Annotated in this window: 19 protein-coding genes; 9 read left to right on the plus strand and 10 right to left on the minus strand. The window is 64.6% G+C overall.

The window, feature by feature from the left end; translation table 11 throughout:
* The first annotated feature begins 149 nt into the window (after nt 1–149).
* Nucleotides 150–1,277: a peptide chain release factor 2 gene (gene prfB, locus V7Q53_RS19850; protein ID WP_333830544.1), complete on the plus strand. Its 1,128-nt coding sequence runs from the start codon at nt 150–152 to the stop codon at nt 1,275–1,277.
* A gap of 105 nt (nt 1,278–1,382) precedes the next feature.
* Nucleotides 1,383–2,171, plus strand: a complete 789-nt coding sequence (locus V7Q53_RS19855) for a DUF2189 domain-containing protein (RefSeq protein WP_333830545.1) — start codon at nt 1,383–1,385, stop codon at nt 2,169–2,171.
* A gap of 121 nt (nt 2,172–2,292) precedes the next feature.
* Here the strand turns inward: V7Q53_RS19855 and V7Q53_RS19860 are convergent, their stop codons facing one another.
* From V7Q53_RS19860 to V7Q53_RS19875, 4 genes are all read right to left on the minus strand, one after another.
* Nucleotides 2,293–2,919 carry a bactofilin family protein gene (locus V7Q53_RS19860; protein ID WP_333830546.1) on the minus strand — a complete coding sequence of 209 codons (627 nt, stop codon included), beginning with the start codon at nt 2,917–2,919 and terminating at the stop codon, nt 2,293–2,295.
* The gene (locus tag V7Q53_RS19865; RefSeq protein WP_333830548.1) at nt 2,909–4,243 is read right to left on the minus strand and encodes a DUF5930 domain-containing protein; all 1,335 of its coding nucleotides are present in this window, start codon (nt 4,241–4,243) and stop codon (nt 2,909–2,911) included. Before V7Q53_RS19865 ends, V7Q53_RS19860 begins: the two co-directional genes overlap by 11 nt.
* A 236-nt stretch (nt 4,244–4,479) precedes the next feature.
* Entirely contained in the window at nt 4,480–5,355 is an 876-nt protein-coding gene (locus V7Q53_RS19870; protein WP_333830549.1) for a ferritin-like domain-containing protein, read from the minus strand.
* 133 nt (nt 5,356–5,488) lie between these two features.
* A complete protein-coding gene (locus V7Q53_RS19875; RefSeq protein WP_333830550.1) occupies nt 5,489–5,947 on the minus strand; it encodes a peroxiredoxin in 459 nt (152 codons plus the stop codon).
* A gap of 92 nt (nt 5,948–6,039) precedes the next feature.
* Here V7Q53_RS19875 and queA point away from each other — a divergent pair, with 92 nt between their 5' ends.
* From queA to lpdA, 4 genes are all read left to right on the plus strand, one after another.
* On the plus strand, nt 6,040–7,095 hold the full coding sequence (gene queA, locus V7Q53_RS19880) for a tRNA preQ1(34) S-adenosylmethionine ribosyltransferase-isomerase QueA (protein ID WP_333830551.1): 1,056 nt from the start codon (nt 6,040–6,042) through the stop codon (nt 7,093–7,095).
* A gap of 161 nt (nt 7,096–7,256) precedes the next feature.
* Nucleotides 7,257–8,525: an MFS transporter gene (locus tag V7Q53_RS19885; protein ID WP_333830552.1), complete on the plus strand. Its 1,269-nt coding sequence runs from the start codon at nt 7,257–7,259 to the stop codon at nt 8,523–8,525.
* Nucleotides 8,503–9,075: a DUF924 family protein gene (locus tag V7Q53_RS19890; RefSeq protein WP_333830553.1), complete on the plus strand. Its 573-nt coding sequence runs from the start codon at nt 8,503–8,505 to the stop codon at nt 9,073–9,075. Before V7Q53_RS19885 ends, V7Q53_RS19890 begins: the two co-directional genes overlap by 23 nt.
* A gap of 78 nt (nt 9,076–9,153) precedes the next feature.
* Nucleotides 9,154–10,584 (plus strand): dihydrolipoyl dehydrogenase, encoded by a 1,431-nt coding sequence (lpdA, locus tag V7Q53_RS19895; protein WP_333830555.1) that lies wholly within the window; start codon nt 9,154–9,156, stop codon nt 10,582–10,584.
* A 113-nt stretch (nt 10,585–10,697) separates the two neighbouring features.
* On the opposite strand, the gene V7Q53_RS19900 is transcribed toward lpdA, so the two are convergent.
* Complete coding sequence (locus V7Q53_RS19900; protein ID WP_333830557.1) at nt 10,698–11,072, minus strand: rhodanese-like domain-containing protein; 375 nt, start codon at nt 11,070–11,072, stop codon at nt 10,698–10,700.
* 254 nt (nt 11,073–11,326) lie between these two features.
* Here V7Q53_RS19900 and uvrA point away from each other — a divergent pair, with 254 nt between their 5' ends.
* On the plus strand, nt 11,327–14,191 hold the full coding sequence (gene uvrA, locus V7Q53_RS19905; protein ID WP_333830559.1) for an excinuclease ABC subunit UvrA: 2,865 nt from the start codon (nt 11,327–11,329) through the stop codon (nt 14,189–14,191).
* 126 nt (nt 14,192–14,317) lie between these two features.
* Here uvrA and V7Q53_RS19910 read toward each other — a convergent pair whose 3' ends face one another.
* Nucleotides 14,318–14,881, minus strand: a complete 564-nt coding sequence (locus V7Q53_RS19910) for a TIGR00730 family Rossman fold protein (protein WP_333830560.1) — start codon at nt 14,879–14,881, stop codon at nt 14,318–14,320.
* A gap of 96 nt (nt 14,882–14,977) precedes the next feature.
* Here V7Q53_RS19910 and V7Q53_RS19915 point away from each other — a divergent pair, with 96 nt between their 5' ends.
* On the plus strand, nt 14,978–16,834 hold the full coding sequence (locus V7Q53_RS19915) for a LysM peptidoglycan-binding domain-containing protein (RefSeq protein ID WP_333830561.1): 1,857 nt from the start codon (nt 14,978–14,980) through the stop codon (nt 16,832–16,834).
* A gap of 105 nt (nt 16,835–16,939) precedes the next feature.
* Nucleotides 16,940–18,799: an ABCB family ABC transporter ATP-binding protein/permease gene (locus tag V7Q53_RS19920; protein WP_333830562.1), complete on the plus strand. Its 1,860-nt coding sequence runs from the start codon at nt 16,940–16,942 to the stop codon at nt 18,797–18,799.
* Between the two features lie 90 nt (nt 18,800–18,889).
* Here the strand turns inward: V7Q53_RS19920 and V7Q53_RS19925 are convergent, their stop codons facing one another.
* The 4 genes from V7Q53_RS19925 to V7Q53_RS19940 form a co-directional block, all read right to left on the minus strand.
* Nucleotides 18,890–19,096, minus strand: a complete 207-nt coding sequence (locus V7Q53_RS19925; RefSeq protein WP_333830564.1) for a YgaP family membrane protein — start codon at nt 19,094–19,096, stop codon at nt 18,890–18,892.
* 93 nt (nt 19,097–19,189) lie between these two features.
* Entirely contained in the window at nt 19,190–20,062 is an 873-nt protein-coding gene (gene mmsB / locus V7Q53_RS19930; RefSeq protein WP_333830565.1) for a 3-hydroxyisobutyrate dehydrogenase, read from the minus strand.
* Nucleotides 20,059–21,135, minus strand: coding sequence for an enoyl-CoA hydratase/isomerase family protein (locus tag V7Q53_RS19935; RefSeq protein ID WP_333830567.1), 1,077 nt, complete (start codon nt 21,133–21,135; stop codon nt 20,059–20,061). Before V7Q53_RS19935 ends, mmsB begins: the two co-directional genes overlap by 4 nt.
* Entirely contained in the window at nt 21,135–22,280 is a 1,146-nt protein-coding gene (locus V7Q53_RS19940) for an acyl-CoA dehydrogenase family protein (protein WP_333830568.1), read from the minus strand. Before V7Q53_RS19940 ends, V7Q53_RS19935 begins: the two co-directional genes overlap by 1 nt.
* Nucleotides 22,281–22,459: the final 179 nt, after the last annotated feature.

Raw genomic sequence — 22,459 nt, forward strand, 5'->3', positions numbered from 1 at the left:
GGCGTTGCCCCCTCTGGCCTGCGGCCATTCACCCCCCGGGATATTTTTGAACAGGTGAGGGGCGGGGCTGTCAGCTTGCACCCCGGACCGGAGCGCGGTATCAGACCGGCCAGAGACGAGCGAGTTTTTCACCGACAGGACCCATAGCCATGCGCGCAGAAACCCAGGCCATGATCGAAGCGATCCGCAAGTCGCTGGCGCTTCTGGGGCGGCGGATGGACCGTGAGACCGCGACCTACCGGCTGGAGGAATTCGAGGCGATCATCGAGGATCCGAACCTCTGGAATGACCCGGAGCGCGCGCAGAAGCTGATGCGCGAGCGTCAGATGCTGATCGATGCGCTGGGCACTTTCGATGGCATCACCCGTGACCTGCAGGACAATATCGACCTGATCGAACTGGGTGAGGCCGAGGGCGACAAGGATATCGTCACCGAGGCCGAAGCGGCGCTGAAGGCGCTGGCCGAGAAGGCCGCCGAGAAGGAGCTGGAGGCGCTGCTGGACGGCGAGGCCGATGGCAACGACACCTTTCTGGAGATCAACGCGGGCGCGGGCGGCACCGAGAGCTGCGACTGGGCCTCGATGCTGGCGCGGATGTATGTGCGCTGGGCCGAGAAGAAGGGTTACAAGGTTGAGCTGATGTCGGAAAGCGCGGGGGAAGAGGCGGGGATCCGCTCGGTCACCTACAAGATCACCGGACAGAATGCCTTTGGCTGGCTGAAATCGGAATCCGGGGTGCACCGGCTGGTGCGCATCTCGCCCTATGACAGCGCGGCGCGGCGGCATACCTCGTTCAGCTCGGTCTGGGTCTATCCGGTGATTGATGACCGTATCGAGATTGTGGTGCCCGATAACGAGATCCGCATCGACACCTATCGCTCGTCGGGCGCGGGCGGGCAGCATGTGAACACCACCGATTCGGCGGTGCGGATCACCCACCTGCCCACCAATATCGTGGTCACCAGTTCCGAGAAATCGCAGCACCAGAACCGGGCGATTGCCATGGAGGCGCTGAAATCGCGGCTTTATGAGCTGGAGTTGCGCAAGCGCACCGAGGCGATCGAGGCCCAGCATGAGGCCAAGGGCGATGCGGGCTGGGGCAACCAGATCCGCAGCTATGTGTTGCAGCCCTATCAGATGGTCAAGGATCTGCGCACCGGCTACGAGACATCGGACACGCAGGGCGTGCTGGACGGTGCGCTGGACGGGTTCATGGCCGCAACCCTGGCGATGAAGGTTTCCGGGAAAAGCCGCTCGGAAGCGCAGGGCGAGGACTGAGCCTGCGCGGCCCGTCTTTGCTGCCGCGAAAGCCGCGGATGAAACCTGTTGCCAGAATCCTCCCCCCTCACTAGCGTTTACGGATGCGAGTGAGGGAGGATACGATTGGAAACATCACGCGTTCATGCGCCGCCATCCAGCATCCCCGAACCGGTCCGGATCAGCCTGTCTGATCTGCGCGCGGTTCTGGCACTTGGCTGGCGCGACTTCACCCGGGCGCCGGTCTTTGGTGTGCTGTTCAGCGCCTTTTATGTCATCGGTGGCCTGATCCTGTATGCCGTCTTTGCGGCGGCAGCGGCGGAATGGTGGTTCATCCCCATCGCCGTGGGCTTTCCCATCCTTGCGCCCTTTGCCGCGACCGGGCTTTACGAGGTCAGCCGCCGGCTGGAGCAGGGCGAAGACCTGCGGCTGGGTGCGGTGCTGGGCTGTGTCTTTGCGCAAAAGGAGCGGCAGGTTCCCTCGATGGCGATGGTGATCCTGCTGGTCTTCATGTTCTGGGTGTTCATCGCCCATACGATATTCGCGCTGTTCTTCGGGCTGCAGCCCATCTCCGGTTCCACCTGGTCAATGCTTCTGTCGCCCAGCGGGCTGATGATGCTGGCGGTCGGCTCTGCCATCGGCGGTGTGATGGCGGCGGCGTTCTATGCGCTGACGGTGATCAGCCTGCCGCTGTTGCTGGACCGGGAGGTGGATTTCATCACTGCGATGATCACCTCCTTCGCGTGCGTGACGGCCAATCCCGGGGTGATGGCGGTCTGGGCGGCGGTGATCGCGGGCGGGCTGTTTCTGGGGATGCTGCCTGCGTTTCTGGGGCTTTTGGTGCTGCTGCCGGTCTTTGGCCATGCAAGCTGGCACCTGTATCGCCGCCTGTTGCCGGAGGAGGGCGGGCGCTGAACCTGCCATCGGGGCCAGGCCAGTTGCCAAGGGCGAAGCGATAGCAAAAGCGAAGAGGGCATGAAAAAAGGGAGCGACGCGCGCCCCCTTTTTCTGTTCTGTTGCCGCCGTTGCCGGGCGCTTACTTGACCGGCTTGGACTCAGCCGGTGCCTTCGGTGCGGCATTCGCATGCGCGGGGGCAGGGGCGGGTTGCTGCTGGCTGGGCTGCTGCTGGCTGGGCTGCTGCTGGCTGGGCCGCAGGGCCCCGGCCTGCTGGGGAGCCTGCTGCGATGCGGACGCTGCCGGTGCTGCGGGCTTGCCGCTGCTCAGCGGGTCGTCCTGACGCTGCACCGAGCCTTCGAAATGCGCGCCCGATTCGATGGCGATGGTCTTGTGGATGATGTCACCCTCAACCCGCGCGGTGGAGGTCAGGCGCACTTTCAGCCCGCGCACCCGGCCAATCACCCGGCCATTGATGACGATATCATCGGCAATGATCTCGCCGCGGATGGTGGCGCTTTCGCCGACCGTCAGCAGATGCGCGCGGATATCGCCATCCACGATACCTTCGATCACGACATCGCCGGTGGTCCGCAGGTTGCCGGTTACGGTCAGATCGGCAGACAGCACCGATGCGGCGGGTTTGGCTTTGGCCGCGACAGCACCGCTGTCGAACGACGGACGGGGGGGAGGCGCGGATGCGGGTTCCTGCATCCGGGGTGCTTCGGCTTTCGGCCCCTGTTCGTTGATTCGGCTCTTAGAAAACATTTTGTGCGGCCCTTATGTAGGTCATGGGATTTATCGGTCTGCCGCCCACGCGAATCTCATAATGCAGATGCACGCCGGTTGACCGTCCGGTAGTGCCCATACCACCAATCCGGTCTCCGCGCGATACCCTTTGGCCCACGTTCACGTTAATGGTATGCAGATGGGCGTAGTAGGTCTCGATGCCAAAGTCATGGCGGACGATCACCAGATTGCCATAACCGCCCTGACGGCCAGCAAAAGTGACGGTGCCTGCCCCGGTTGTCAGGATCGGCGTGCCCTGCGCGCCGGCCCAGTCAACGCCGTTGTGCATGCGCTGCCCGCCAGTGCGCGGATCGCGGCGGGTGCCGAAACCGGAGGTCTGGCGGACACCCGCGCGCACCGGCATGGCAAAGGGCGTGCGCTGTGCGGCAAGCCGGTACATGTTGATTTCTTCAAGCGCGGCGATGACGCCGTTGGCGCGCGCCTCGTCGCCCTGCGGGTCCAGAGTGCCCGAGGTCGAGATCGAGATCGGCATGAGCGAGGTGGTGCGGTCCTGATAGCCCGAGCGCACCTGCTGCAGCAGTTGTTCAGGCGGCAGCCCGGCGGCGCGGAACATGCGCTCCAGCGGCACCATCGACACTTCCACGGCCTGTTCCAGCTGGCTGAAGATGCGGTGGTTGCGGTCCTGGATCAGGCGGTATTCCAGCGCCAGATGCTCAACCTGCTGGCTGGCGCTGTCGGCCAGTGCCATCACGGCCTCACGCTCCTGCGCGGTGTCGCTGAGCGCGTTCATCAGGAAATCGAGCGTCTGTTCCACCTCGGCCAGCCGGGCGGCGGCGCGCACCAGTTCGTCACTGGCGGTGGTGCTTTCAATCTCGGCAAGGCTGTTGCGGGCCGTATCGCGCTCGCGGATGCGCTCACGCAGGCTGCCTTGCAGCGTCTCGATGCCTGATTCCATCTCGGCGCGGCGCTGCTCGCTGGCCAGAAGCGCGCCCTGCATCGTGGCGACACGGTCCATCGCTTCGGCGTAGCGGTCATGGGCGGCCTGTGCCTCGGCGGCAGAGCGGTCACGCTCGGTGGCAAGCTCGGTCAGGCGGCGCTCGAAATAGATCTGCTCGCGCCGGGTCTGCTCGCGCAGGTCGGTGGAGCCGATCGCTTCCATGAAAACGATGGAGGAGGCGATGATGGTCCAGGCGACAAAGGCGCCGGTCCCTGTGATGATGACGGCCTGCGGCAAAGCCCGGAGCCGGACAAAGCGAGTCGAGTCCTCCGAACGCAAAAACAGGCGTTTTTCAGGGAGATAACGCTCGAACGCGGCGTTGATACGGTCGGTCCAGTGCCTCAAGGCAACACCCAGCGTTATTTTCGTTTGTGCCGAAGCGGTGCCTTCACGGTGGGCACCGTTGCTGCTGTGCAACTGTTAACGGCGCGTTTGCCTCCCCGCAACTCTTTTGGCCGCTGTTGCCCGGATGCATCGGCAGCATGCCGCTTGATGAGCGAAAAACCGCCGATTGATGAAGATTCGCCGCAGGTTAGCGGGCCGGACCGCCTGGTTGCGCGTTTAAGTGAATCTGCCCCGCGTCATTTTCTTTTGTGGTCGTTTGCATCCGCACGCGCTGTACGGTCCGGCGTTTCGTCGGCCAACGGCCAGTAGAAATCCGGCGGCAACCCGGCCTCGGCGCGCTTTTCCTCGTTGAAGGGCGGCTTCAGCGCGCCATGAAAATAGCGCCGGACAAGGGCATGGAACAGATCCTTGGGGTCGGCATTCTCGCGCCCGCACAGAAAGTGAAACCATTTCGAGCCATAGGCGACATGGCCCACCTCTTCGCCATAGATCACCTCAAGCGCCGCAACCGCCCCGCCAAGGCCGGCCTTGCGGAAGATATCGATCATGCCGGGGGTGACATCCAGCCCGCGCGCTTCAAGCACCATCGGCACCACGGCCAGCCGGCCCATGAAATCATCCGCCGTATCCGAGGCCGCGCGCCACATGCCCGCATGGGCGGGCAGGGCGCCATAATGGCTGCCCAGCTCCTCCAGCAGGTCAGCGACAAGGTTGAAATGCTTTGATTCCTCGTCAGCGGCCTTGACCCAGTCATCATAGAACCCCGGCGGCATGGGGATATGGGCAAAGCGGGCGATGATGTCCCAGTGCAGATCAACCGCATTCAGCTCGATATGCGCGACCGCATGCAAAAGCGCGATCCGCCCTTCAGGGCTGCCGGGGCGGCGGCGGGGCACGTCGCGCGGGTCTTTCAGTTCGGGCCGCTCGGGGCGGGCGGGAAAGTCCGGCGGGCTGGCCCGCCCGACAGGCAGCGCCGTGCCCACTGCCCGCGCCGCAAACCAGCGCGCCGCATGATGGTGCGAGCGCGCGGTCTTTTCGCGCGGGTCCGCGCAGGTCAGAACATCGACCGCCATTTCGGCAAGCGTCTGCGGCTCGGTCGCGGGATGGGGCATGGCGTTCTCCGTTTGCCCGCTCATAGCGCAGGCGCGCTTCCGGGGCAAACCGGCCCCCATTCACCTGTTCAAAAATATCCTGGGGGTGAATTGGCGCAGCCAAGAGGGGGCAAAGCCCCCTTCTTCTGCCCGCTCACAATGCCTTCACCGCCTCCAGCACTTCCGATACATGGCCCGGCACCTTCACCTTGTTCCAGACGCGCACCACCTTGCCTTCGCCGTCGATCAGCACGGTCGTGCGCTCGATGCCCATGTATTTCTTGCCATACATGCTTTTCTCGGCCCATGTGCCATAGCTTTCGCAGATATCGCTTTCCGCATCCGAGACCAGCGCGATGCCCAGTTCATGCTTGGCGATGAAGCGATCATGCGCCTTGACCGGGTCTTTGGAAACACCGACCACTACCGCGCCCGCAGCCTCGAATGCCGCCGCATGGGCGGTGAAATCCAGCGCCTCGCGCGTGCAGCCTGAGGTGTCGTCTTTGGGATAGAAATACAGCACCACCGCCTTGGGGCGCAGGTCTGACAGGGTGAGGGTGCCGCCGCCATCGCGGGGCGCGGTGAAATCGGGGGCTGGTTGGCCGGGTTGCATCGCGGGCCTCCTGTGGTTGACGTTCGCTCTGTTGTAGTTGCATTGCACGGAGGATAAAGGGCTGGACGGCGAAAAAGAGGCATTGGCGCGCGATGAAACTGGCTGATTTCGATTTCGATCTGCCCGAAGAGCTGATCGCCACGCGCCCGGTGCGTCCGCGCCCGGCGGCGCGGCTGCTGCATGCCGAGGGTGGGATGCTTCATGACCGGCATGTGCGCGATCTGCCGGGCGTTCTGCGCCCGGGTGACCGGCTGGTGATCAACAACACGCGGGTCATTCCGGCGCGGCTGAACGGCGAGCGGCTGCGCGAAACGCGCGACGGCTCGGGGCGCGCGCGCATCGAGGTGACGCTGATCGCCTCCGAAGGCGGCGCGCGCTGGCGGGCGCTGGCCAAACCGCTGCGCAAACTGGCGCCGGGTGACCTTGTGGTCTTTGCCGAGGGGCTTGAGGCCGTGGTGGCAGTGCGCGGTGCCGAGGATGTGGTGCTGGAATTCGCCCTTGTGGGCGATGATTTCGACGCGGCACTGGCGCGCGCCGGGCAGATGCCGCTGCCGCCCTACATCGCCGCCCGCCGCCCCGCCGATGCGCAGGACAATGACGATTACCAGACCGTCTTTGCCCGCCATTCCGGCGCGGTCGCGGCCCCCACCGCCAGCCTGCATTTTGACGACGCGCTGATGGCGGCGTTGCGGGCCAGCGACGTGGCATTTACCGAGGTGACGCTGCATGTCGGCGCGGGCACCTTTCTGCCGGTGAAGGTGGAGGATGTGACCACCCACCGCATGCATTCTGAATGGGGCGAGGTCAGCGCGCAGGCGGCGGCCGAGATCAACGCCACGCGCGCGGCGGGCGGGCGGGTCATCCCGGTGGGCACCACCGCGCTGCGGCTGATCGAGAGCGCAGCCAAGGAGGGGGCGGTGCAGCCATGGCGCGGCGAGACCGATATCTTCATCTATCCCGGTTACCGTTTTCAGGTTGCCGACGGGCTGATGACCAATTTCCATCTGCCGAAATCGACGCTGATGATGCTGGTCTCGGCCCTGATGGGAACTGAGACGGTGCGCCGGATCTATGCCCATGCCGTGGCGCAGCGCTATCGCTTCTTCTCGTATGGCGACGCTTCGCTGCTGATCCCCGGAAATGCCTGATCTGCGACTGATCTGGTGGGCTGAACGGCGCCGCCGTTCACGTTTCGGCCAGAACGGGTCGGAAACGGAATGCCCTTTGGCAGGGGGCGTGTTAGGCTGCGTGGCAAGCCGCCTTGCTGCAATGCACTGGGTCGGAAAGACAAAGTTAGATAAGGGGCGTCATGCTCAAGGTTCTCTCCACTAGCTGGGCGCTTCTGCTGGGATTGATGCTGCTGATGCTCGGCAACGGCATACAGGGCACACTTCTGGGTATTCGCGGTGGCATCGAAGGGTTTGCCACATGGCAGATGTCGGTGGTCATGTCGGCCTATTTTCTGGGCTTTCTGGGTGGCTCCCAGCTGGCGCCGCATATGATTCAGCGGGTGGGCCATGTGCGGGTCTTCGCCGCGCTCGGCTCGCTGATCTCGGCGGTTCTGGTGCTTTATGCCGCCGCGCCGGACTGGGTGGCATGGGCGGCGCTGCGGGTGATCATCGGCTTCAGCTTTGCCGGGGTTTACGTGACTGCCGAAAGCTGGCTCAACAACACCGCCACCAATGAAACCCGTGGCCAGACGCTGTCGCTTTACATGATCGTGCAGATGGTGGGGATCATCACCGCGCAGGGGCTTCTCAACCTTGCCGATCCGGGCGGCTATGTGCTGTTCGTGGTGGCCTCGGTTCTGGTGTCGCTGTCCTTCACGCCGATCCTTCTGTCGATCAGCCCCGCGCCCAGCTTCTCCAGCGCCAAATCCATGAGCTTCCGCAAGCTCTTCGTGATTTCGCCGCTGGGCTGCGTGGGCATCTTCCTGATGGGCGGCGTCTATTCGGCGCTCTTTGGCATGGCGGCGGTCTGGGGCGGGCTGGTGGGGCTGAGCGTGTTGGAGATTTCCATGTTCGTGGCGGCGATCTATCTGGGCGGGCTGCTCTTTCAGTACCCCATCGGCTGGATGTCTGACGCGATGGACCGCCGCCAGCTGATCGTCGGTGTGGCGATACTTTGCGCGCTGGTGGCCTTTGGCGCGGCGCTGGTGCAGCTTCCCTTCGTGCTGATGATCGTGGTGGCACTGCTGATCGGCGGGCTGGCCAACCCGCTCTATTCGCTGCTGCTGGCGCATACCAATGACTTTCTGCAGGCCGATGACATGGCGGGCGCCTCCGGCGGGCTGTTGTTCATCAACGGGGTAGGGGCGATTGCCGGGCCGCTGATGATCGGCTGGCTGATGGGGCAGGTGGGGCCGCGCGGCTTCTTTTTGTTCATCGGTCTCCTCAACGGCGCGCTCGGCGCTTATGCGCTCTGGCGGATGACGCGCCGCTCGGCCCCGGAACCGGCTGATCAGGGCGGGTACACACCCTTGACCCCGGCGGTTTCGGCAGTGACACTTGAAGCGGCCTTCGAGGCGACACAAACAGAACAGGGGGAGGCGGAGAATGCCCACAGCCAAGGCAGTTGAGATCATCGATTTCTGGGAAGAGATCGGGCCGAAGGGCTGGTATAACAGCACCCCTGAGCTTGATGCGACGATCCGTGAACGCTTTCTGGCGGATTGGGAAGCCGCGTCAACGGGCGGGCTGTGCCAATGGCTGGGCTCGCCGCAGGGCGCGCTGGCCTATCTGATCGTCACCGACCAGTTTGCGCGCAACATGTTCCGTGGCGATGCGCGCGCCTTCGCCACCGATACCCGCGCCCGCAAGGCGGCGACCATGGCGATCCATCACCGCATGGACCTGAAACTGCCCGAGCCGATCCGCCAGTTCTTCTATCTCCCCTTCATGCATGGCGAGACCACCTTTGATCAGGATCGCTGCATCTGCCTGATGATCGCCCGCCTGCCGGAAACCGGGGCCGACAACCTGCTTCACGCGCGCGCCCATCGTGAGATCATCCGTCGCTTTGGACGTTTCCCCTACCGCAACGCAGCACTTGGCCGCAAGAATACCCCCGCCGAAGAGGAATTCCTGGCCGGCAACGGCTATATGGCGGTGGTTGAGGCCCTGGCCTGAGCCTTGCGGCGCACAGCGCCGTTGCGCCATATCGGAAAGTAGTTTAATACTGAACTATATATTTCGCCGGAGGGTTTCATGGCACAGCAGGCCTATGATGTTATTGTGATCGGGTCCGGGCCCGGCGGCTATGTGGCAGCAATCCGCGCCAGCCAGCTGGGCCTGAAGGTGGCGGTCATTGAGCGCGAGAATCTGGGCGGTATCTGCCTGAACTGGGGCTGCATTCCGACCAAGGCGCTGCTGCGCTCCGCCGAAGTGTTCCACCTGATGCACCGCGCCAAAGAGTACGGGCTCAAGGCCGAGGGTATCAGCTTTGATCTGGATGCCGTGGTCAAGCGCTCCCGCGGAGTGGCGGGGCAGCTTTCCGCGGGCATCGGGCATCTGATGAAGAAGAACAAGGTGAGCGTGTTCATGGGCACCGCCACCCTGACCGCGCCCGGCAAGGTCTCGGTGAAAACCGATGTGAAAGCCGACGTGAAATCCGACGTGAAATCCGACAAGGGCACGCAGGAACTGACCGCGCCGCATATCATCCTCGCCACCGGCGCGCGGGCGCGCGAACTGCCGGGGCTTGAGGCCGATGGCGAGCGCGTCTGGTCCTACCGCCACGCGCTGGCGCCCAAACGGATGCCGAAAGACCTGCTGGTCATCGGCTCAGGCGCGATCGGCATCGAATTTGCCAGCTTTTTCAATACGCTTGGTGCGAAGACCACAGTTGTCGAGGTGATGGACCGTATCCTGCCCGTCGAAGACGCCGAAATCGGCGCTTTCGCGAAAAAGCAATTCGTCAGGCAGGGCATGACGATCCTTGAAAAAACCACCGTCACAAAGCTTGAGCGCGGCAAGGACAAGGTCACTGCCCATCTGGAATCGGGCGGCAAGACCACCACGGTCGAATTTGACACTGTCATCTCCGCCGTGGGCATCGTCGGCAATACCGAGGGGCTGGGGCTGGAAAAGCTGGGCGTCACGGTTGACCGCACCCATGTGGTGACCGATGAATACTGCCGCACCGGGGTTGAGGGGCTTTATGCCATCGGCGATCTCGCGGGCGCGCCATGGCTTGCGCACAAGGCCAGCCATGAGGGCGTGATGGTGGCAGAGATGATTGCCGGGCAAAAGGTGCACCCCATCAAGCCCGGCTCCATCCCCGGCTGCACCTATTGCCATCCCCAGATCGCCAGCGTCGGCCTGACCGAGGCAAAGGCGAAAGAGGCCGGGCATGAGGTCAGGGTCGGTCGCTTTCCCTTCATCGGCAACGGCAAGGCCATCGCGCTGGGTGAGCCTGAGGGCATGGTCAAAACCGTGTTTGACGCGAAAACCGGGGAACTGCTGGGCGCGCATATGGTCGGCGCCGAGGTGACCGAGCTGATACAGGGCTACACCATCGCCCGCACCCTGGAGACGACCGAGGCGGAGCTGATGCACACCGTCTTCCCGCATCCCACGCTGAGCGAGATGATGCACGAATCGGTGCTCGACGCCTATGGCCGCGCCCTCCACTTCTGAGTCAGCTTAACCAAAAATTAACCGCCCCTTCATCTGTTCAAAAATATCCTCGGGGGGTGAATTCGGCGCAGCCGGAGAGGGGGGCAGAAAGCCCCCCTTCTTTTGTTGCTGCCCTAGCGCTGAACGGCGCCGCCGCCTGCCACCCATTCCCGCAGGCTGCCCAGATTATGCACCGCGCCAAAGCCGTTCGCGCGCAGCACATCGGCCGCCCGGCCCGAGCGCGCGCCAGAGGCGCAATACAGAATCAGCGGCTTGCCCCCGTCCAGCGCCGCCTGCAGTTTTCGCTCGAAATGGCCTGATTTCGGGTCGCTGGTCCGGGCAAGCGTGCTCAGTGGCAGATGCAGCGCCCCCTTTGCCTTGCCCGTGCGCAGCTCATCCGCCTCGCGTACATCGGCCAGAATCGCGGCGCCGCTGGCCACCAGCCGGACGGCCTCGGCCGGATCAAGGCGCGGGGTGCCAGCGAAAAGGGGTTTGAGAAAGGACAACATCGGCAGGTTCCTTCATGCAATCGCGCCGGGAGTCGGCGTGTTGCGGGGAAGATAGGCCCGGCCGGATTGATATTCAAGATAAGGAATGTAACTGCGCCCAAATCACCCAATGAGCGGCGTTGCGCCGCGCAATGTGAAGGCTCTTGCCGGGAAAATCGAATCCGTTTACTTTTCGTTCTCATTTTCGGATTGGAGACTCACCCGCCAAAGGCTATCTAAGCCCGGTGGCGCGGTTGACGCCGGGGGTAAGGGCAATGGCCGAGCAGAAGTTTATCGAGATCCGCGGCGCGCGCGAGCACAATCTTAAAGGGATCGATGTCGATATCCCCCGCGACCAGCTGGTGGTGATCACCGGGCTTTCGGGGTCCGGCAAGTCATCGCTGGCCTTCGACACGATCTATGCCGAGGGGCAGCGGCGCTATGTCGAAAGCCTGTCGGCCTATGCGCGCCAGTTTCTGGACATGATGCAGAAGCCCGATGTCGACCATATCTCGGGCCTCAGCCCGGCGATTTCCATCGAGCAGAAAACCACCTCGAAAAATCCGCGCTCCACGGTCGGCACGGTGACCGAAATTCATGACTACCTGCGCCTGCTGTTCGCCCGCGCGGGCACGCCCTTCAGCCCCGCCACCGGCCTGCCCATCGAGGCGCAGCAGGTGCAGGACATGGTTGACCGGGTGATGGCCCTGCCCGAGGGCACGCGCGCCTATCTGCTGGCGCCCATCGTGCGCGACCGCAAGGGCGAGTATCGGAAGGAATTTCTGGAACTGCGCAAGCAGGGCTTCCAGCGCGTCAAGGTCGATGGCGCGTTTCATGAGCTGGACACCCCGCCCGAACTCGACAAGAAATTCCGCCACGATATCGACGTGGTGGTGGACCGGATCGTGGTGCGCGCGGGGTCCGAGACGCGGCTGGCCGACAGCTTCCGCACCGCGCTGGATCTGGCGCAGGGGATCGCGGTGCTGGAGCTGGCGCAGACCTCTGAGGGCGAAGAGGCGGAGCGCATTACCTTCAGTGAGAATTTCGCCTGCCCGGTGTCAGGCTTCACCATTCCCGAGATCGAACCGCGCCTGTTCTCCTTCAACGCGCCCTATGGGGCCTGCCCGGCCTGTGACGGGCTGGGGGTGGAGCTGTTCTTTGACGAGCGGCTGGTGGTGCCTGATGCCATGCTGCGGCTGGAAGACGGCGCCATCGCGCCCTGGCGCAAGGGCAAGTCACCCTATTTCCTGCAAACCATCGAGGCGCTGGCGAAACATTACCAGTTTGACGCCCGCGCGCCGTGGCGCGACCTGCCGGAGAAGGTGAAGGATGTTCTTCTATACGGTTCAAAAGGCGAGGAAATCCCGTTCCGCTATGATGAGGGCGGGCGGGTTTACAACGTCACACGGGCGTTCGAGGGGGTGATCCCCAATATGGAACGCCGCTACAAGGAAACCGACAGCGCCTGGGTGCGCGAGGAGTTTGAGCGCTACCAGAACAACCGGCCCTGCAGCACCTGCAACGGCCACCGCCTGAAGCCTGAGGCATTGGCGGTGAAGATCGGCGGGTTGCATATCAGCCAGGTCAGCAGCATGTCGATCAAGGAGGCCTTCGCCTGGATCGAAACGGTGCCCGAGCATCTGAGCAAGCAAAAGGGCCAGATTGCCACCGCGATTGTGAAGGAAATCCGCGAACGCCTTGGATTCCTTGTCAATGTCGGGCTTGATTACCTGACGCTGGCGCGCGCGGCGGGCACGCTTTCGGGCGGGGAAAGCCAGCGCATCCGGCTGGCCAGCCAGATCGGATCGGGGCTGACCGGCGTGCTTTATGTGCTTGATGAACCCTCCATCGGTCTGCACCAGCGCGACAATGACCGCCTGCTGACCACGCTGCGCAATCTGCGCGATCAGGGCAATTCGGTGCTGGTGGTCGAACATGACGAAGATGCGATCCGCTCGGCCGACTGGGTGCTGGATATCGGCCCCGGGGCGGGTGTGCATGGCGGGCGCGTGATTTCACAGGGCACGCCGGACCAGATCGCCGCCGACCCGGCCAGCCTGACCGGGCAATACCTGTCCGGTGCGCGCGAGATTGCGGTGCCCGCGCGGCGGCGGCCCGGGAATGGCAAAAAGGTCACGGTGGTCAAGGCGACCGGCAACAACCTGCGCGATGTGACGGTGGATTTTCCGCTGGGCATGTTTGTCTGTGTGGCCGGGGTTTCAGGCGGCGGGAAATCGACGCTGACGATTGAAACGCTGTTCAAGACGGCCTCGATGCGGCTGAACGGCGCCCGCCAGACGCCCGCACCCTGCGAAACGGTGCAGGGTTTGCAGCATCTGGACAAGGTGATCGACATCGACCAGCGCGCCATCGGGCGCACCCCGCGCTCGAACCCGGCGACCTATACCGGCGCGTTCGGCCCGATCCGCGACTGGTTCGCGGGCCTGCCCGAGGCCAAGGCGCGCGGCTACAAGCCGGGGCGGTTTTCGTTCAACGTCAAGGGCGGGCGCTGCGAGGCCTGTCAGGGTGACGGCGTGCTGAAGATCGAGATGAATTTTCTGCCTGATGTCTATGTCACCTGCGAGACCTGCAAGGGCAAGCGCTACAACCGCGAGACACTGGAAGTTCTGTTCAAAGGCAAGAGCATAGCAGACGTTCTTGATATGACGGTTGAAGAGGCGCAGGGCTTTTTTCAGGCGGTTCCCTCGATCCGCGAGAAGATGGATGCGCTGATGCAGGTCGGCCTCGGCTATATCAAGGTCGGCCAGCAGGCGACCACGCTTTCGGGCGGCGAGGCGCAAAGGGTGAAGCTGTCGAAAGAGCTTTCACGCCGCTCGACGGGCCGCACGTTGTATATTCTGGACGAGCCCACCACGGGGCTGCATTTCGAGGATGTGCGCAAGTTGCTGGAAGTGCTGCATGAACTGGTTGAACAGGGCAACACGGTTGTGGTGATCGAGCATAATCTGGATGTCATCAAGACCGCCGACTGGATCATCGACATCGGCCCCGAGGGGGGCGACGGCGGCGGCATGATCGTGGGTGAGGGCACGCCCGAAGACATCGCCCGGATCCCGGGCAGCCATACCGGCCATTATCTGGCCCCGCTGCTGGACCGCCGCCGCGCCGCGGCTGAATAGGCGTTTTCGCAAGCGGGGCGCCGCGCGCCGGGGCATCGAACCCCGGCGCGCGGCGTTGCCACGGAGGGTGGGTGGCGGTCTCGTCAGGTGGCAGTCCAGAGGGGCATGGCCGGGGATAGCCGCTTCTCAGCCCTTGATCAGCCGCACGCGCAGGGCATCGGCCAGCGCAGGCACATCGGGCACCACGGTGAACAGGTCGCGCAGGCTGGCCTCGGCAAAGCTCTGCTCCACCACATGGTCGATCAGCGCCAGCAGCGGCTGCCAGAAGCCCTGCGCATCCAGAAGCATCACGGGTTTGCGGTGCAGCCCGATCTGCGCCCAGGTCAGCACCTCGAAAAACTCATCCAGCGTGCCCGCGCCGCCGGGCAGCACCACAATGGCGTCGGAATTGGTGAACATCACCTTCTTGCGCTCATGCATCGTCTCGGTCACCACCAGCGTTGACAGGTCATGCCGGGCCACCTCGCGCCGCATCAGGTGCTGCGGGATGACGCCGAAGGCCTGACCGCCTGCCGCCTGTGTCGCTTTTGCAACTTCGCCCATCAGCCCGATATCGCCCGCGCCATAGACCAGCCGCCAGTTCTCCTGCGCCAGCATCACCCCGGTTTCGCGGGCGATTTCCGCCAGATGCGGGCCATGCCCCGCGCGTGCGCCACAGAACAGGCAGACCGAGGCGGAGAAGGCGGGCATGGCGGATCCTTTCGCAACACCTTGGGGCGTGGATTTCTTTTGCCCATAGATACGGGTGTTGTTAGAAAGGGGCAAGTGCAGGCGGAGAGACGCGCAATGGGATCGGTTTCGCAGATGAAGGCATGGGTTCTGGGCGGCGTTACCGTTGTGGCGGGGGTGGGCTTGGCGGCGGTTCTTTACACGACGTCGCGCGGGCCTGAGCCTGTGGCCGGTCTGCCGCCGTCTCCGTCTGTTTCCTCCGCGCCCGTCGTTCCCTCAGGGGAGGCCGGGCAGCCAGCGGAGGCCGAGGCCCTGCCGGCCCCCACCATTGATGTGGTGCGCGTGGCAGAGGATGGCGGTGCGCTGGTGGCGGGTTCAGCCGTGGCGGGTGCGGCGGTGGTGCTGCGCGTCGATGGTCTGACCGTGGCCGAGACATCGGCCGACAATGCGGGACAATTTGTGGCCCTGTTCATGCTCGCGCCAAGTGACGCCGTGCAGATGATGACGCTGGAGATGGTGCTGGCCGATGGCCGCACTGTGGTTTCGGACGACAGGGTGGTGCTGGCACCGCGCCCGGAAGTGGTGATGGCCATGGTCGATGCCGCGCCTGACGCCACTGCGATGGCGCTTGCCGCCGTGCGCGCGGATGCGCCTGAAACGCCGTCCTCCTTGCCCCCGTCTGCACCGGAGCCGCAGGCGCCGGGCCATGAAGCGGCATCAGTGGTGCTGGGGGCTGCGTTTGGTGACGGTGATCTGCCCGGCGCTGAGCAGGCGCAGGTGGCGGTGGGCGACGCGCCCGCGGCGCCTGAGGCGGAGCCTGCGCAGGTTGCGGAAGCGGTTACGGCGGAAGTGGTGGCGGAACCGGCTGCTGAGGCGCCCTCGGAAGAGGTGGCAGAGGATGCGGCGCCTGAGAGCCCGACAACCCGGGCGGCAGAAGTTGAGGCCGGTGAAGCGGCGGATGTTCCGGCTCAGGCGCCGGTCATCGGTGCCGACACGCTGGCCGCTGCGACCCCGCGCGCGGATACTCCGCACCCCGAAGCGCTGCCTGAGGATGCCTTGCCGACCGCCGCGCCCATTTCTGAAGCCCCGTCTGCTTCACCGCTTTCCACGCAGGCCCTGCGCCCCGGGGAAACGCCCGCCGGGCCGGAAACCGACGACACGCAGAGCATCGCGCAGGCCGGCGCTGATCTGCTTCCGCGCGCGTTTGTTCTGCGCGGCTCAGGCGAAGTGGCGCTGCTTGATCGCGCGCCGCAGGTGATGGACAATGTGGTGATCGACCTGATCGCCTATTCCGCCGAGGGCGATGTGCAGATCTCTGGCCGGGCGGCACAACCCGGGAACGGGGCGCGCCTGCAGATCTATCTGGACAACCAGCCCATCGCCGTTGCGGTTTCCGAGAATGGCGACTGGGCCTCGGACCTGCCGGATATTGACCCGGGGATCTACGCGCTGCGTGTCGATCAACTGGGTGCCGAGGGGCAGGTCGTTTCGCGCTTTGAGACACCTTTCCAGCGCGAAGACCCCGCACTTGTCAGGGAGGCGCGGGCGCGCGCCGAACCTGCTGAGGTGATGTCCGCAGAAGCGGCGCCCGCAGAGGTAACGCCCACAGAAGCGGCGCCGACACAAACCGCAAGCGCCGAAACCACCGCCGTTCAGACCCCCGTGCAGCCCCCCGCTGCCGAGCCGGTATCGCAGTCACCGGCGCCGGAGCCACAGGGTGCCGTGTCCTCCCCGGTTGACACTGCAACGGCAACCGTCAGCGAGCCCGCCGCTGCCCCGCAACCCGGGCAGGCGGCAAGTGCCGAGCCCAGCGTGGGGCTGATCACCGTGCAGCCGGGCCATTCGCTCTGGCGTATCTCGCAAGGGCATTACGGCGCGGGCGACCGCTATCTGGTCATCTACAACGCCAACCGGAGCCAGATCCGCAACCCTGACCTGATCTATCCGGGGCAGGTGTTCACCCTGCCTGACTGAGCGACCGGCGTCTGAGGGAAAGGCGGGCAGCATCATCGCCGCGGCACTGGTCTTCGCGGCGGACAAGGATTAGTTGAGGGCGACACATTCCCGGAAAGCCCCCATATGACTGCCACGGCTGACGCCCCGCATTCCGCCCGGCCGCAAGACCCCTTGCGGCCTGAAACCCCCGCCCAAGGCCCGAAGCCCGCCACCGGCTGGGCAACGATCCGCCGGGTCGGCCCCTATCTGTGGCCCGAGGGCGAAAACGGCATCAAATTCAGGGTCGTGGCGGCGATGCTGATGCTGCTGATCGCCAAGCTGATCGCGGTGGGCACGCCGCTGCTTTACAAGGGTGCGGTGGATGCGCTGGCACCCAGCGCGGCGGGCGCGGGCTGGATGGTGGGCGTCGGCGCTGTGGGGCTGACCGTGGCCTATGGCATGGCGCGGCTGATGAATGTGGGCTTCCAGCAGCTGCGCGATGCGATCTTTGCGGTGGTCGGCCAGCGCGCTTTGCGCAAGCTGGCGTTGGAGACCTTTACCCATATCCACCAGCTCAGCCTGTCCTATCACCTGACGCGCAAGACCGGCGGCCTCAGCCGGATCATCGAGCGCGGGGTGAAGGGGGTCGATTTTCTGCTGCGGTTCCTGCTGTTCTCCATCGGGCCGCTGGTACTGGAATTGGTGATGATTGCCACGATCATGGTGGTACTGTTCGATGCCCGCTATCTGGCGGCCATCGTGATCACCATCGCGCTTTATGTCTGGTTCACCTTCAAGATCACCGAGTGGCGGGTCAAGATCCGGCGCGAGATGAATGATCAGGATACCGACGCGAACCAGAAGGCCATCGACAGCCTGCTGAACTTTGAAACCGTCAAGTATTTCAACGCCGAAGCGCGCGAGGCTCAGCGCTATGACGGGGCGATGGCGCGCTATGAAACCGCGGCGCTGAAGACGGCGTACACGCTGTCGTATCTCAATTTCGGCCAGTCGGCGATCATCACCACCGGGCTGGTGGTGGTGATGGTGCTGGCGGCCATCGGTGTGGAGCAGGGCGCGCTGAGCGTGGGCGATTTCGTGATGGTGAATGCCTATATGATCCAGATCACCATGCCGCTGAACTTTCTGGGCACCGTTTACCGCGAGATCCGGCAGGCGCTGGTCGATATGGGTGAGATGTTCGGCCTGCTGGGCCAGAAACCGGATGTGGTGGAAGCGCCCGATGCCAAACCGCTGGTTCTGCGCGGGGGCGCGGTGCGGCTGCAGGATGTGCGCTTTGATTATGACCCGGCGCGGCCGATCCTGAAGGGCATCTCGCTTGAGGTGGGGCCGGGGCAGAAAGTGGCGCTGGTCGGTCATTCGGGCTCGGGCAAGTCAACCATCGGGCGGCTTTTGTTCCGCTTTTACGATGTGACGGGCGGGGCGCTGACGATTGACGGGCAGGATATCCGGGATGTCACGCTCAACAGCCTGCATGCGGCAATCGGCGTGGTGCCGCAGGACACGGTGCTGTTCAACGATTCGATCTATTACAACATCGCGTATGGCAAGGATGATGCCACGCGCGCCGAAGTCGAGGAAGCGGCGCGCGCCGCACGTATCCATGATTTCATCCTGTCATTGCCCGATGGCTATGACACCCCGGTGGGGGAGCGGGGGCTGAAACTGTCTGGCGGCGAGAAGCAGCGGGTGGGGATTGCGCGCACGCTGCTGAAGAACCCGGCGATCCTGCTGCTGGATGAGGCGACCTCGGCGCTGGATACCCAGACCGAGCGCGATATTCAGGAAAGCCTGCGCGCCATGGGGCAGGGGCGCACCGTGGTCACCATCGCGCACCGGCTGTCCACGGTGGTGGATGCCGACCGGATCGTGGTGCTGGAAGCCGGCGAGATTGTCGAGGAAGGCACGCATGAGGCGCTTGTGGCGCAGGGCGGGCGCTATATGGCGATGTGGGCGCGTCAGGCAAGCGATCTGCCGCTCTGATATCTCAGGGTGACGCCGCGCTCAGGCCCCCGCAAGGGGAGCCTTCGCGCGGCGTGCCCGGCGTACGCTGTCGCGCACCCCGGGCGGCGCTCAGCTCCGCCGGGCCGGGCAGGTGGAGATGCCCAGAAGGCTGTAAAGCGGGCAGGTACTGAACAAACCCGTTACCAGCGGCACAATGCCGATGAGGTAAAGCCAGCGCAGGCTGGCGCCGGTGTGCAGGAAGAAGGCCGCCAGAAGGGCGAGGCCGACGACCACCCGGATGATCCGGTCAGCCGTGCCGACATTTGTTGCGAACATGACGAACTCCTGTGAGATGTTTCTCAGCCTCACAGGTAAACATATAAATATACGAATGTCTATGCGACCTGCGGTCACGCCGGTTCGCTGCCCTCAGCCGCGCCCACGCTTTTCAAACCGGGGCAGCATGGCCGAAAAATCCATTCCCTTGCCTTCTTCCTCCTCGACGAAACGCGCATAAAGCGCTGCGGCAAGCGCGCCCATCGGCGTATCGGCATCGGCGGAATCGGCGGCCTGTTGCGACAGGCGCAGATCCTTCAGCATCAGCTCCGCCGCGAAACCGGGCTTGTAGCCATTGTCGGCGGGCGATTGCGGCCCCACGCCGGGCGCCGGGCAATAGGCATTCATCGACCAGGAATAGCCCGACGAGGTGCTGACCACATCGAACATCTTCGCGCGGTCCAGCCCCAGCTTGTCCGCCAGCGCGAAGGCCTCACAGGTGGCGATCATGGTCACACCGAGGATCATGTTGTTGCAGATCTTGGCCGCCTGACCCGCACCCGGCCCGCCGCAATGCACGGCCTTCTGGCCCATCACCTCAAAGAGCGGTCTGACGCTGGCAAAGGCCGCGCCCGATCCGCCGACCATGAAGGTCAGCGTGCCCGCCGTCGCCCCGCCGACCCCGCCGGAAACCGGGGCGTCCAGCGCGCCCAGCCCCGCCGCTGCCGCCGCGTCGGCCACCGCGCGCGCGCTGTCCACATCGACGGTGGAGCAGTCACACAGCACCGCGCCGGCCGCCATCGCCGGGATCACCTGATCGGCCACCGCGCGCAGGATCGCGCCATTGGGCAGCATGGTGATGACCACTTCCGCCCCCGCCGCAGCCTGAGCGGCCGATGCCGCAGCCTTCACCCCCTCCGGCATCGGTGCGGCAAGGTCAAACCCGCTCACCTCATGACCGGCCCTGACCAGATTGGCCGCCATCGGCCCGCCCATATTTCCCAACCCGATAAACCCGATCTTCATGCCGCATCCTCCTCGAATTTCAGTTCATCCGCGCCCAGCGGCGCCAGCATCGCCTCCACCTCGATCGGGGTCAGCGCCTCGGGCGTGGCGTGGCGCCAGCGCGGGTTGCGATCCTTGTCGATGATCTGCGCACGCACGCCTTCCAGAAAATCGCCCCGGTCCATGCTGCGCCATGTCCAGCGGAACTCCTGCTGCAACGCAGCGCGCAAGCCCCCCTCAGGCCCCCGCCCGCGCAGCATCGCCGCGGTCGAGGCCATGCTGAGCGGGCTGTTGCGCGCAATCGCTTTGGCAGCGCCCTGCGCCCAGTCGCTTTCCAGCGCGGCAAGCTGGCGCGCGACCAGCGTGACATAGGCCACGCCATTGTCGCGCGCGGCACCGCTGTCATTATAGGCGGTGTCAATCTCAGGGCGCAGCGCGGCCAGCGGGGCGGCGGGGGCAGGGCGCGCGGCAGCGGCAACCAGCCCGGCATCGCCCGTGCGCACCAGATCTTCGATCAGCGCGGGCCATCCTGCCTCGGGGATGAAATGATCGGCAAAGCCCGTCGCAATCGCATCGCCCGCACCAAAGCGCGCGCCCGTCAGGCCCAGATGCATGCCCAGCCAGCCCGGCGCGCGCGCCAGCAGATGCGTGCCGCCGACATCCGGAATCAGCCCGATCCCGCATTCCGGCATCGCCATCTGCGTGCTGTCACCGACCACGCGGTGGCTGACATGGCAGCCATAGCCGACGCCGCCACCCATCACGAAACCCTGCATCAGGCTGATGACCGGCTTGCCATACCCCGCCAGAAGGGCGTTCATCTGATATTCGTCGCGCCAGAAATCGCGCCCCAGCGCGAAATTGCCCGCGCGCCCGGCGTGATAGACCTGCGCGATATCGCCCCCGGCGCAAAACGCCTTCTCGCCCACGGCGTCGATGATCAGCAGCCTGACCTCTGGGTCACCTGCCCAGGCATCCAGCGCCTTCAGCGTCTCCAGACAGATGTCATGCGTCAGCGCGTTCAGCGCCTTGGGCCGGTTCAGCGTGATCCGTCCGGCCGCGCCCTCCTTGCGAATGATAACCTCGGGTTCCATCAGCCCCGCTCCGCCAGCATCGCCCGCGCCGTGATCAGGCGCATGATCTCGTTGGTGCCTTCCAGAATCTGATGCACCCGCAGATCGCGGACGATCTTTTCAATCCCATAATCGGCCAGATAGCCGTAGCCGCCATGCAGTTGCAGGCATTGATCGGCCACCCTGCTGCCCGCCTCTGTGACAAATTTCTTGGCCATGGCGCAGAATTTTGTGGCATCGGGCGCGCCCTGATCCAGCTTCCAGGCGGCTTGCCGCAGGAAGGTGCGCGCCGCCTGCAGCTCGATCTCCAGATCGGCGATGCGGAACTGAAGCGCCTGAAACTGGTCAATCGGCTGGCCGAACGCGCGGCGCTCACCCATATAGGCCAGCGTCTTGTCCAGCGCCGATTGCGCGCCGCCCAGCGAACAGGCCGAGATGTTCAGCCGCCCGCCATCCAACCCTTTCATCGCGTAGCGAAAGCCACTTCCTTCCTCGCCGATCAGGTTGTCGGCGGGAATGAGGCAATCATCAAACTGCACCTGCCGTGTCGGCTGTGATCGCCAGCCCATCTTGTCCTCAAGCCCGCCATAGCTCAGCCCGGCGGTGCCATCCTCGACCACCACCGCCGAAATGCCGCGCGCGCCCTCACCAGCCGTCCGGCACATGAGAACATAGGTATCCGAATACCCGCCGCCCGAGATGAACGCCTTGGTGCCGTTCAGCACAAACCCTTCGTTGGTGCGCTCGCCGCGCGTCTTGAGCGCCGCCGCGTCCGAGCCCGCACCGGGCTCGGTCAGGCAATAGCTCAGCACCCGCTCCATCCTGAGCGCGGGCGCCAGATAGCGCTCCTTGAGCGTGTCGCTGCCGAATCTGTCCAGCATCGCCGCGCACATGTTATGGATCGACAGAAACGCCGCGACCGAGGGGCAGGCCATGCTCAGCCCCTCAAAGACCAGCGTCGCATCCAGCCGGGTCAGCCCCGCGCCGCCCGCCTCTTCGCTGACATAGAGCCCGCCGAAACCCAGCTCCGCCAGCTTGCCCCAGAGCGCGCGCGGGATCGTGCCCTCGCCCTCCCAGGTTCGGGCGAAAGGCGCGATATGCTCCTGGCCAAAGGCATAGGCCATATCAAAAATGGCGTCTTGTTCTTCGCTCAGTGCGAAATCCATCGTCCCCTCCCGGCCGGTGTCATTCCGAATTGAACACCTGTTTAAATCCTCAGTTTTGCAGCAATGTTGCAAGGCGCTGCCGTATTTCGCCCCCCTTTCATCTTGCCGGAAATACGCTGGGGGGTGAATTCGGCGCAGCCGAAGAGGGGGGCAACGCCCCCTCCTGCAACCTCAGGTCA

The sequence above is a fragment of the Pararhodobacter sp. genome (genome assembly GCF_036802785.1).
Taxonomy (GTDB): domain Bacteria; phylum Pseudomonadota; class Alphaproteobacteria; order Rhodobacterales; family Rhodobacteraceae; genus Pararhodobacter.